The 11,873-nt window shown below is 53.4% G+C and carries 7 protein-coding genes and 1 tRNA gene; 3 read left to right on the plus strand and 5 right to left on the minus strand.

Annotated features, from left to right (window positions below; translation table 11 throughout):
• Positions 1 to 6 precede the first annotated feature (6 nt).
• A protein-coding gene (locus tag MED193_RS06095) for an IS3 family transposase (protein ID WP_085978290.1) occupies positions 7 to 1,136 on the minus strand; the annotation gives its coding sequence in 2 pieces (ribosomal slippage) (positions 7 to 872 and positions 872 to 1,136; 1,131 coding nt in all).
• Here MED193_RS06095 and MED193_RS06105 point away from each other — a divergent pair.
• Positions 1,108 to 2,172 (plus strand): AAA family ATPase, encoded by a 1,065-nt coding sequence (locus MED193_RS06105; RefSeq protein ID WP_009808798.1) that lies wholly within the window; start codon positions 1,108 to 1,110, stop codon positions 2,170 to 2,172. The two genes, MED193_RS06095 and MED193_RS06105, sit on opposite strands and share 29 nt — an antisense overlap.
• Positions 2,165 to 5,266 carry an HsdR family type I site-specific deoxyribonuclease gene (locus tag MED193_RS06110; protein WP_009808799.1) on the plus strand — a complete coding sequence of 1,034 codons (3,102 nt, stop codon included), beginning with the start codon at positions 2,165 to 2,167 and terminating at the stop codon, positions 5,264 to 5,266. The genes MED193_RS06105 and MED193_RS06110 overlap by 8 nt, the downstream gene beginning before the upstream one ends.
• A 183-nt stretch (positions 5,267 to 5,449) precedes the next feature.
• Here the strand turns inward: MED193_RS06110 and MED193_RS06115 are convergent.
• Positions 5,450 to 5,523: transfer RNA gene (locus MED193_RS06115), tRNA-Cys, on the minus strand.
• Positions 5,524 to 5,930: 407 nt separating this feature from the next.
• Here MED193_RS06115 and MED193_RS06120 point away from each other — a divergent pair.
• A complete protein-coding gene (locus MED193_RS06120) occupies positions 5,931 to 6,962 on the plus strand; it encodes a LysR substrate-binding domain-containing protein (protein ID WP_009808800.1) in 1,032 nt (343 codons plus the stop codon).
• A gap of 55 nt (positions 6,963 to 7,017) precedes the next feature.
• Here MED193_RS06120 and MED193_RS06125 read toward each other — a convergent pair whose 3' ends face one another.
• The 3 genes from MED193_RS06125 to MED193_RS06135 form a co-directional block, all read right to left on the minus strand.
• Complete coding sequence (locus MED193_RS06125; protein WP_198133854.1) at positions 7,018 to 8,736, minus strand: bifunctional diguanylate cyclase/phosphodiesterase; 1,719 nt, start codon at positions 8,734 to 8,736, stop codon at positions 7,018 to 7,020.
• A gap of 289 nt (positions 8,737 to 9,025) precedes the next feature.
• Positions 9,026 to 10,366, minus strand: coding sequence for a serine hydrolase (locus tag MED193_RS06130; RefSeq protein WP_083790457.1), 1,341 nt, complete (start codon positions 10,364 to 10,366; stop codon positions 9,026 to 9,028).
• Positions 10,347 to 11,783: an alginate export family protein gene (locus MED193_RS06135; protein WP_009808803.1), complete on the minus strand. Its 1,437-nt coding sequence runs from the start codon at positions 11,781 to 11,783 to the stop codon at positions 10,347 to 10,349. Before MED193_RS06135 ends, MED193_RS06130 begins: the two co-directional genes overlap by 20 nt.
• Positions 11,784 to 11,873 lie beyond the last annotated feature (90 nt).

Here is an 11,873-nt window from a genome sequence, read left to right on the forward strand (position 1 = left end):
TTATGTTCATGCCGCTTTTCGTGTTTCACTTTGTTCGAAGTATGCCGCGTCTGGCGTGCGCTTGTCGAGGGCGGTGTGAGGCCGCTCTGCGTTGTAAAAGCCGATCCAGTCGTCGATGATCCTTTTGGCTTGAAAGCCGTTGGTGATCTCGTGCAGATACACTGCCTCCTGCTTCAGGGATCGCCAGAGCCGCTCGATGAAGATGTTGTCCAGATAGCGGCCCCGCCCATCCATAGAGATTTTGATATCGGCCTTCGTCAGCGTCTTGATCCAATCCGCGCCCGTGTATTGGCTACCCTGATCCGTATTCATGATCTCGGGCTTGCCATATTTGGCGATGGCTTCGTCCAGTGCTTCAACGCAAAAGCTGGCATCCAACGTATTTGACAGCCGCCAGGACAGCACTTTGCGTGTTGCCCAATCCATGATTGCCACCAGATACAGGAACCCGTTCTTCACTGGAATGTAGGTAATGTCGCTGCACCAAACATGGTTGGGCCGCGTAATCGACAGCTTTCTCAATAAGTATGGCCAGATCTTATGCTGCGGGTGCTTCTTGCTGGTGTTCGGCCCTTTGTAGATGGCCTGCAGCCCCATGATGCCCATCAGGCGACGCACGCGATGCCGTCCTGCCGAGAACCCTGATTGGGGCAGATACGCCGCGATCTGGCGGCTGCCGAAGAACGGATACTTCGTAAATATCCGGTCAATCTCATGCATCAGATCAATCGTCGCCTGATCAAAGCCAACAGGCGTGTAATAGATTGAGGAACGGCTGATCTTGAGCAGCTTACACTGGCGCGTCAGGCTAAGGTCGGTGTTGTCCTTGCGGATCATCTCGCGGCGTTCAGACAGGCTCATCGCTTCAGCCCTTGTGACAAAAAATCATTTTCCACCGCCAGCTGACCAATCTTGGCATGAAGCTCTTTGATTTCGCCGTCTTTGTTCTCAGCCTTTTTGACCTTGTCCGAGAAAACGTTGACCATGCCATCAATCGCCTGCCGTTTCCACGTGCTCACCTGCGTAGGGTGCAGCTGGCGCTTCGATGCAATCTCCTGCACCGTCTTGTCACCGCGCAATGCTTCAAGGGCCACAGTCGCTTTAAACTTGTCTGAAAAATTCCGTCGCTTTGTCATTCTTGTATCCATTCAATCGGGTTGGATACATCTTAGCACGCTGTCCGAATTTGCCGGACCACTTCAGGATGGCGCGAAAAAAATCGACACCTTTCCAGAGATCCGATTTGCCTACACTGGCGGCGATAACATTGAAAATGATGTGAAAATTTCAAAGGGCGAAGAAAGCAACCTAATCTGGAGCGTTTTCTATACGCTGTTGCAAGAGGTCGTTGAGATTCTGAGAGAGCCTGATCCAGAAAAGCGAGATGACGATGAATATGATGACCTCAAGTATGTGTTCATTGACGATCCGGTTAGCTCTCTTGATGACAGTCATCTGATTGAGCTTGCGGTCGATCTGGCTGAGTTGATCAAAGCTACAGAGTCGGATCTTAAGTTCATCATCACCACACATAGCCCATTGTTTTACAATGTTCTCTTCAATGAATTTAACAACAAGAAATATAAGGATGTCGATAAAGTGAAGGCGTCGTTGCAAGCAGCTATTGCTAGCGGTGGCGATGTGGCTGAAGCCCTCGATACTCTTGTAGCACCTGACGATAAAGATAACGTCGCCGCAGCCTTGCAACTATCTGACAATGACGCCGCAATCGCGGCAGTGACCCGTCCCAAGATGATATACAAGCGAGAACGCTCAGCCAAATACAGGTTAAGCAAAGAAGCTGATGGTTCGTTTGCTTTGGCAGAGCAGGGGAATGACTCGCCGTTTTCTTACCATCTGCTGTTGTTGTCGGAGCTAAAAAATGCCGTCGATAGTGGTCAAGTTCGGAAATTTCATTTCAACTATCTAAGGAACGTTCTGGAGAAGACCGCAACATTCCTAGGTCACCATAGGTGGGGTGACCTACTGCCAAAGATCGATGGGAATCCAGATCCATTTGCCTCTCGAATAGTGAATTTGTCGAGCCATTCAGCGCACTCTGGCGAAGAGGTCGCAGAGCTCGAGGCGCGCGACCAAGAAAAGCTGGGCGAGCTCGTGAATTATTTATTTAGCCACTACCATTTTTTTAAGCCGAAAGAACAAAATGCCTGAGCAGACAACACCGATTGCAGAGACGCCGAATTACATCGTTCTTGATAAGTACACCAAGGACTGGGTGGCCGCTGACCAGTACCAAAGCGAAGATGATCTGGAGCGCGAGCTGGTTCAGGATCTACAGAACCAAGGCTATGAATTCTTATCTGCCCTGACCACCCCTGCGGCCATGCTGGCCAACGTGCGGGTGCAGCTTGAGGCCTTGAACAGCGTCCGTTTTTCTGATGATGAATGGCAGCGGTTCAATGACAGCTATCTGGATAATCCCAGCGACAGCATCACCGACAAAGCGCGCAAGATCCATGATGACTACATCCTTGATTTTGTCTTTGATGATGGGCGCATCAAGAACATCTATCTGTTTGATAAGAAAAACAAAGCACGCAACAAACTGCAGGTGATCAAACAGTTTGAACAGGTGGGCACTCATGCCAACCGCTATGATGTGACAATTTTGGTAAATGGTCTGCCCCTTGTGCAGATCGAGCTAAAGCGGCGCGGCGTGGCCATTCGCGAGGCGTTTAACCAGATCCACCGGTACAGCAAGGAAAGCTTCAACAGTGAAAACTCGTTGTATAAGTTTTTGCAGGTCTTTGTGATCTCAAACGGTACGGACACGCGCTATTTCGCCAATACCGTCAAGCGTAACAAGAACAGCTTTGACTTCACCATGAACTGGGCAAAATCAGACAATGATTTGATCCGCGACCTGAAAGATTTCACCGCGACGTTCTTTCAAAAGCGTGTTCTGCTGGACGTGTTGTTGCAATATTCGGTCTTTGATGCGGGCAATACCCTGCTGATAATGCGCCCCTATCAGATCGCTGCAACCGAGCGGATCCTGTGGAAGATCAAAGGTTCGTATCAGTCCAAAACGTGGAGCAAGCCAGAAAGCGGCGGCTATACCTGGCACACAACCGGATCAGGCAAGACGCTGACCAGTTTCAAGGCGGCGCGGTTGGCGACCGAGCTGGATTTCATCGACAAGGTGTTTTTCGTCGTGGATCGCAAGGACCTCGATTTTCAAACGATGAAAGAATACCAGAAGTTTTCGCCCGACAGTGTTAACGGGTCTGACAGCACGGCTGGGCTAAAGCGCAATCTGGGTAAGGACGACAACAAGATCATTGTCACCACGATCCAGAAGCTGAACAATCTGATGAAGTCCGAGGGGGAGCTGCCGGTCTACAAGCAGCAGGTGGTGTTCATTTTCGATGAATGTCACCGCAGCCAGTTTGGTGAGGCCCAGAAGAACCTACAAAAGAAGTTTAAGCGGTTCTATCAGTTTGGCTTTACCGGAACGCCGATTTTTCCGGAAAATGCTCTTGGGGCGGAAACCACGGCCAGCGTATTCGGGCGCGAATTGCATTCCTATGTGATTTCGGATGCGATCCGCGATGAGAAGGTTCTGAAGTTCAAGGTTGATTACAATGATGTCCGTCCGCAATTCAAAGCGATTGAGAGCGAACAGGACGAGAAGAAGCTGAGTGCGGCGGAAAACCGGCAGGCGCTTTTGCATCCCGAGCGGATCAAAGAGGTCTCACAATATATCCTGAACAACTTCCGCCAGAAAACCCATCGGACACAGGCAGGCACAGGCGGCTTTAACGCCATGTTCGCCGTGAGCAGTGTCGATGCCGCCAAGCTGTACTATGAGGCGTTGAACGAGCTGCAGAAGGACCGCGACAAGCCTCTGAAGATTGCCACCATCTTTTCCTTTGCCGCGAATGAAGCACAGGATGCCATCGGCGACATTCACGATGAAAGCTTTGACGTGTCTGCCATGAACAGCAGCGCCAAAGAGTTTCTGAATGCGGCGATTGGCGACTACAACGCATATTTCAAAACGAACTTCAGTGTCGATAGTAGCGGTTTTCAGAATTACTATCGTGATCTGGCTGCACGCGTGCGGTCGCAGGACATTGATCTGTTGATTGTTGTGGGAATGTTCCTGACCGGTTTTGATGCGCCGACACTGAACACCTTATTCGTCGATAAGAACCTGCGATATCACGGCTTGATGCAGGCCTTTTCCCGCACTAACCGGATTTTTGATGCGACGAAGACTTTTGGAAATATCGTTGCCTTTCGTGACCTTGAGCAGGCCACCGTGGATGCGATCACGCTCTTTGGTGACAAAAATACGAAAAATGTCGTTCTCGAAAAGAGTTACGATGAATATATGAACGGCTTTCAGGATCAGGAAACCGGTAAGGCACGGCGCGGGTTCACTGAGATTGTGGAAGAACTGGAAGAGCGGTTCCCAAATCCTGAAGATATCGTCAAAGAATCCGACAAGAAGGCGTTTGCAAAACTGTTTGGTGAATACCTGAGGGCCGAGAATATTCTTCAGAATTATGATGAGTTCGCGGCCTTGAAAGCGTTTCAGCACATTGACCCGTCTGATGCAGACGCCGTTGAGGCCTTTAAGGAAAAACACTACCTGAACGACGAGGATTTACGTGAACTGACTGCAATCAAGTTGCCCTCTGAAAGATCGGTGCAAGACTACCGGTCAACCTATAACGACATTCGCGACTGGTTGCGGCAGGAGAAGGCAGGAAAAGAGCAGGAGGAAACCAGCATCGACTGGGATGATATCGTGTTCGAGGTTGACCTTCTCAAGTCGCAGGAAATCAATCTGGACTATATCCTTAAGCTGATTTTTGAGAAAAACAAGCACGCCAAAGACAAGGGGGATCTGATTGAAGAAGCCCGTCGCATCATCCGTGCCAGCCTTGGACACCGGGCAAAGGAAGGTCTGCTTATTGAGTTCATCAACGCAACCGATCTGGGGCAAATGGACGATAAAGCTAGTGTGATTGATGCATTCTTTACCTTTGCAAGGGCAGAGCAGCAACGCGAAGTTGAAGATCTCATCAATTCCGAAGACCTTAAGCCAAAAGAGGCCAAGCGCTATATATCGGCGTCGATCAAACGCAACTTTGCCAGCGAAAACGGAGATGATCTAAACGATATCCTGCCCAAGATGAGTCCGCTGAACTCTCAGTTCCGCACGAAGAAGCAAAGTGTTTTCCAGAAAATATCTGCCTTGGTCGAGAGGTTTAAAGACGTTGGTGGGAAAATCTAGCGTTCGAACAGTTGAGTCACTCGAACCGACTGACACACATTGTTTGAGGTTAAGCTGGTTCATGCGGAATTTATGGCGATTCAGCCACAGTTCCCTCGAAGGCAATTTTGTGTTTTCGCCACCAAAGTCGCCACCAATTTCCAGCGCTCGACTTTTTGCAATCATGTAAGTCATTGATTTTATTGGAGGCGAGTACCGGAATCGAACCGGTGTACACGGATTTGCAATCCGCTGCGTCACCACTCCGCCAACTCGCCTTTAGTGACCGTTGTATGGCGGGTGGTGTCCTGCCACACGGTCTGGGGACCTTCTATTAATGTTCCGTTTTGTTCGCAAGAGGCAAAACGACAATTACTCCGGAAAATCGCCTTTCAAAAAATCACGCATTTTGGGGTCTTCTGCTTCGGTATCGCGTCGTACTGGTCAGGCCAGTTCCCTGCTGAGCAACCCCACCTAATTTGACTGGTCCCTTTGTAAAACTGGCAGGGCAGATCAGGTGGTTTTTCCAAGAAGCCAAGCACTTACGACGAAACAGAACCACGTATTTCGGTGCCAAGTCGAGCGCCCCCTCCCCCTCTTCGAAAGCAGATTATGTGCAAATCAGGATCAGGCGAGGTGCGAAGTCGCTCTCTGTAGGCTATATCTGCAGATTGAAGGAAGAGCCATGGCACCACTGCCACGGCTTTGTGAGGAGGCAGATCGTATTTGGGCTAAGGGTTTTCAACAAGTTATAACGCTTCGGCACCTGCGTGCACTTGTTTCTCTCTCAGACCTGAAACTTCTAGCTCGGGTCTCCGAGGCGCTTGGGGTCACCCAGCCGGCTGTGTCGAAACAGATCGCAGAGCTGGAAAAAATCGTAGGCGTGCCCGTTGTTACGCGGGATCGCAACAGGCTGTACCTGACACCGATTGGGGTGCGGCTTGCAGAACACGCACGCCTCGCTCTGAGCCAGCTTGATCGTGCCGAATTTGATATCGAAGCCATGACAAGTGGGGTCACAGGATCTGTCTCCGTTGGCGTTGTCAGCTCGGTGGCCCCAACCCTGTTGCCTGGCACGATTGCCTTATTCAAACGCAGCACACCTCAGGCAAACGTATCCGTCTCCGAAGGCCATTTCGTCGAACTCTTACCACAGCCTGAGGCAGGGGCACTGGATCTATTGATTGCGCGGATCTGGCAGCCAAAAGAACTGGGCGGGATCGACCAGATGACACTGTTTTCGGAACCCGTCGTCGTGGCTGGGCACGACCATCCGCCGGCGCAAGAAGTTGCTGTGGCCTGGGCAGATGTTGTGAACTATCCTTGGATCCTGCCACACCCTAATTCAGTTGCTCGACGGGCTGTCGACGCGCTGTTTGCGACCAATGGACTGGCGCCACCCACCAATACAATAGCCTCTCTTTCGCAGGCGTTGAACCTTGAAATTCTGCAGGCGATGCCCGCGCTTGGCTTATTGCCGCTGCGGCTTGCACAGGCCCAGGCCAGGCGCGGAGCAATCGCGACGCTGCCACTAAGAGGCGGCTTCGCGAAGGGTTACCTGGCCCGTCAATCCGGCCTGACAGCCGATACACTCGGAATACCGATGGTTTGGATCTCCGTGGCCGTACCCCTCTCCATGATCATTATTCTGATCCACCTCTTTGCCCGTTGGGTGGGAGATCAGGTGACAGAAGACACCGCCTCCCAGCTCGACTGAGATTTCCAGATTTGTTCGTCCCTGCAAAGATCACGTCAGATTGCGCAAGACCGCCTTAGCGGTTTTGCGCCTTCCCCCCCTTCTTTCGGGACTGTAAGACGAAATCATGCACGTCATGAGGCGTCATGGGACGGGCTAGATAGAACCCCTGCACTTCATCGCAGCCCAGCGCCTTGACCACCTCATACTGCGCTTGGGTTTCGACCCCTTCTGCAATGGTTGCCTGTCCCAGCGCCTTAGCCATATTCGTCACAGCGCGCAGGATTTTCAGGCCAATATCACCCTCTGAGCTATCGAGGATCAATGAACGATCAAGTTTCATCGATGTATAGGGCAACCGGGACAGCTGTGACAGGTTGGAGTAACCCGTGCCAAAGTCGTCGATTGCGATCCTGAAACCTGCGCCTCTCAGGCTGATCATTTGCTCCTGCGTCGTTTCAAAATCATCCATTGCTATGGTCTCAGTTATCTCGATTTCAACAAGACTGGCGTCAACCCCATGGCGTCTCAGAACTGAGGTCAGCCGCGATACAAGATCCGGCGCCGCAAACTCGGCTGGGGAAACATTGACAGAAACACTCAACTCGAGCCCCTGGTCTTGCCATCTACGGCACTGCTGAACCGCTTTTTCGAACACGACCGCCCCGAGAATTGGGATCATCCCGGCCTGTTCTGCAATTGGCACAAAAACCGCCGGCGAAATATCCCCGCGCTCGGGGTGCGACCATCTTGCCAGCGCCTCGACGGCAACACAGTGCATGTCCGTTGTGGCAAATCTGGGCTGGTAGGCCAGAACGATCTCGTCGTTCTCCAGGGCGCGCCTGAGGTCTCTTTCTACATCACGACGGTCCTGCCATTTGGCCCGCAAAACCGGGCTAGTGGCGACCAAACGATTGCGGCCATTGCGCTTTGCCTCGTACATGGCGAGATCCGCCATATTCAACAGCTCTTCCGGGGTAACAGCATCTTCAGGATAATTGGCCAAACCAATACTGGCGCCAATGTGGACTGTCGCTTCGCTGATCTGAAAGGGTTCCGCCAGGCCTTCGAGGATGTTTGAAGCAAGCGCCTCTGGGTCCCCCGTTTCCGGCGGCAGCAGAACCACAAACTCATCACCGGAAACACGGGCTAAAACGATGTCATTGGGCACCTCGTCACATAGCTCTCCCGTCGGGGACATGCAGGTTTCCAACTCTTCCAATGACCGGCCCAGCGCAGAAGCGATGCGTTGGCTTACACCACGCAACAGATCATCCCCTGCTTCGTGACCATGAAGATCATTCACACGCTTGAAACCGTCCAGATCAATGAAGAGAACGGTTGAGGCATCGACAAGAGGCGCTTGGGTCAAGCGGCTCAACAGATGGAAAATCACCGCCCGGTTTGGAAGGCCTGTGACCCCATCCGCATAGGCCAGAACATTCATTCGCAAAATGTTGCTGTTGAGCCGCCCCACCATCTTGCGGAAACTGTCAGCCAGACCGCCGACCTCGCAGGCACAATCAACGTCAACGGCGGCATTGAAGTCGCCGGAAACAAGTGCCTCTGTACTGCGCCGCAAGGCCAAGATCTGCCCTGTCAACTTATGCGCTGCAAGAACTGTAACCAATCCTGGAAGCAGTACCGCAGCAGCAATGGCCAGCCCAAGCCAGCCATTGCTTAGCTCCGCTCGAACCGCCTGCAGAAGACCCGCAATCGCCAGCCCCCCCATCACTACGGCCATCAGCCCAAATCGCACCGGGATGCTGTTCAGCCCTCGTTCTTTGGCAAACACCAGCACACACTCCATAAAACATTCGTCAAGTTTCTACGCTGCCGGCAGTTAAAAATCGTTTCATCGATTTTATTAATTCCTTACAATTGGCCGTAAATTCCGTAAAAGAGCATTCCGCACGAGCAGAAACCGCGCGCCGCCAACAGCAAAGGTCCGGCGTGTTCTGCGCGCTACGTCAAGGGGCCAAACCTCACCGAGGGAGGTCAGGCTTGCTCAGATCCCATCACAGGCGATGTGCAGCAATCTGTATTTTATCCGCGCAGCGAACTGATTACGCCCCTGCTATGTGCTATCTCGCCATAAGGTACTCGGCCACGGCCTGATAGGCGGGCAACGAGGTCGGATCGATGAAGCCGTTTTGCGCCTGCGGGAAGGAGGCCAAACGCACAAGCACCATCTCAGCCGTGGGATCGACATAGATCGTCTGGCCGTGCACCCCTCTTGCGGCATAGGCCCCGTGGTCATTGTGGAAGACCCACCACTGGCTGGTGTAGCTGCCCGCACCAAAAGTGGGGAAGCCCTCGCCGAACTTTGAGCGATCGCCTCCTGCACGGATTTTTTCTACTACTTTGGCCGGGAACAGGCGCTGCCCATTCAGCCTGCCCTCGTTCAGCATCAGCTGTCCCAGACGGCCCAGGTCACGCAGCCCCGCAGTAATGCCGCCACCTGCGAAAGGCACCCCCTTGCCGTCGACGGTCTGATAAGCATCCTGTTCCACCCCCATCCGGCGCCACAGGCGATCAGAGGCAAGTTCGGTGACCGATTTCCCCGACACCCGGCTGATGATCCAACCCAACATATCGGAGTTGATGGTCTTATAGTGGAACTCCGTGCCGTGTTTGCCCTCGCCCTCCACCTGTTGCAGGTATTCCCAATAGCCGTTTGGTCCCTCGTAATCCGCAGGTTTGGGCAATGGACTGGCGGCAGCGGAATAGAGCCAGATATCGGCGTTAGGATCGGCGTAATCCTCGGAGTATTTCACCCCCGTGGTCATATCCATGACCTGCCGCACGGTGGCCGACGCAAAGGCGCTATCGCCGATCTCAGGCACCACCTCACGCACCAGTGCCCCATCGTCAAGCAGACCTTCCGCCACCATGATCTCAGCCAAGAGCCCGGTAAAGGATTTGGTCATCGACATAATGGCGTGTTTGCCGTCTTCCTCAAGGCAGCCGAAATAGCGCTCATAGACGACCTCGCCCCTGTGCATGATCAACATGCCGTCGGTGTAATTGGCGTAGAGCGACTGCTCCCAAGTCATCTGTGCTTCGCTGCTTTGCGGAGTGAAGGTGAGCGCGTCGATCTGCGACCTAAACTCGGCGAAGTCGGACGGAGACGGGTAGCTCAGTGGCACAGGCGCTCCGATACCGCGGCTGATCTCTTCAGTCGGGAGGAATTCACGCAAGTGGCAGACAGACCAGCGCAGCCGGGGAAAGCTGAAATAGTGGCTGTCAGGCTGCGTGATAATCTTGTCAGGCGGCGGCGGGAAACCCTGCATCCAGCCCATGACATTGGGGTCTGACTCCTGCGCCGAAAGCGGCACGGTTTGCGCCTGTGCGCCCATTGCCAGGCCCAGCGCAATCACGCCCCCCATTGTCCCCGAGAAGAGCTTAGAAGTTAACAACGACATTGATGAATCCCCCTGTCCACGGATCAGCGTTTGCGCCGATGACCCTGTCTATCCCCGTACCCGGGAAGGAAACCGAAACCCCGGCCGAGAGATAGGTATTGCGATTTATGATATGGCTGTATTCGAGAAACAAATCATCAGAGAGATGGCTGTCCGTAACACCGGACACAACGTTGCCATTCACGTTCACCCGCGTCGCCTGCCCAAACTGGACGGGGCTGTTTAACTCATTTGCTCGGATATGGGCATATCGAAGCGTCCAGGTATCCTGTGGCCTTGGCTGGACACGCAGCGCCAGGGTCAGCGCGTTCACGTTCGAATTGATGAAGGTCGATGCGGATTTCGATCCTGTGGCCCAGGCACTGGGGCTTCCCTGATAGTACAGCGGATCGAACCGTTCGAGCTTGGTGGTATTGGGGTCGTCCCCGGAAAAGCTCTGATAGCCTAGGGTGAGGTTGGGCGACCAGGGCAACTGCACAAAATCATATCCAGCTGTTATCCGTCCAGCCCAGGCCTCCATGTCGATCCTTTTGTTCCATTGATAAGCGACTTCCCCAGAAAAGGTCCAATTCTTCAAGCCAGCCGTCAGGGGATTGTTTTTGCCGTAGAGGCCGAGCGTACGCGTCCCCTCCCGCGCCCCCGGCGTTACCGTTGGCGGACCAATTCCACCTGGTGCAGCCTGGGGGTAAGGCGAGTCGGACTGCAACACCTCAACATATGTCGCGCCCAGATAGCCTCCCGCCGGATCGTCATAGCGTAGATCCATGCCCGCCAGCTCGTTGTTGCCATCCGTCGATGGCAATTCGTTGGGATCAAGAAAGAAGGCGGTCCCGCTAAAACCCCCAAGGGAGAGTTCTCCGATAGCGGCACGTTCCCAGGCCTTGCGCGGACCGAGCTTCAACGCCCCCCGTTCGAACCCGCTGGTTGCGCCATTTGAAATCAGCATACCCGTGCCGAGGGTCAATTCTCGCGCGCCAAGAGACAGATCATAGCTACCCTTGGACCTAAAATCGCCACGGATGGCAAGATAGGCCTCTTCCAGTGTCGTTGCCCCCGTGTCGCCCGTATCAAAGGCGTCGGTCCCCCAGCTATACGAAGAAACCGCTGAGAGCTTACCATAGACAACCGCGCCAGCGTCGAGCTGGTACTCAAAACTGACTCCAGGCTTAATGTAGCCTTCTAGCCAGCTTGTGTCGGGATCGAAACCGCTGCCAGGAGCGGTTGTCACCGCGAGATCCCAGAACAGGTTGCCTTCTGCCACTGCGTTTAGGCCAACCTGTAGGTGTCCCCGTATAGTCAGCGCATCTTGTTGGCGGATCAGCATTGGATCGCGATCCTGGGCCGGTGCCAAATCTGGTACCAAGGTCACACCGCAGACAGAGGCGACGACAAGAGGTAACCTGCACGGAAATTCCATTGGCGCCTCCCATTCCAAAAGAATTCTCTCGCAGCGAGGGTAGCTGGAATGCCTCAAAAGGCCAGTATTCTTTTCTCTCCATTCTTGCTG

The sequence above is a fragment of the Roseobacter sp. MED193 genome, from assembly GCF_000152965.1.
In the GTDB taxonomy this organism is placed as follows: domain Bacteria; phylum Pseudomonadota; class Alphaproteobacteria; order Rhodobacterales; family Rhodobacteraceae; genus Pseudophaeobacter.

Coding starts and splice junctions, on each gene's coding strand:
- MED193_RS06110 (WP_009808799.1), top strand. CDS start 2,165: ATGCCTGAGCAGACAACACCGATTGCAGAGACGCCGAATTACATCGTT.
- MED193_RS06135 (WP_009808803.1), bottom strand. CDS start 11,783: ATGGAATTTCCGTGCAGGTTACCTCTTGTCGTCGCCTCTGTCTGCGGT.
- MED193_RS06120 (WP_009808800.1), top strand. CDS start 5,931: ATGGCACCACTGCCACGGCTTTGTGAGGAGGCAGATCGTATTTGGGCT.
- MED193_RS06130 (WP_083790457.1), bottom strand. CDS start 10,366: ATGTCGTTGTTAACTTCTAAGCTCTTCTCGGGGACAATGGGGGGCGTG.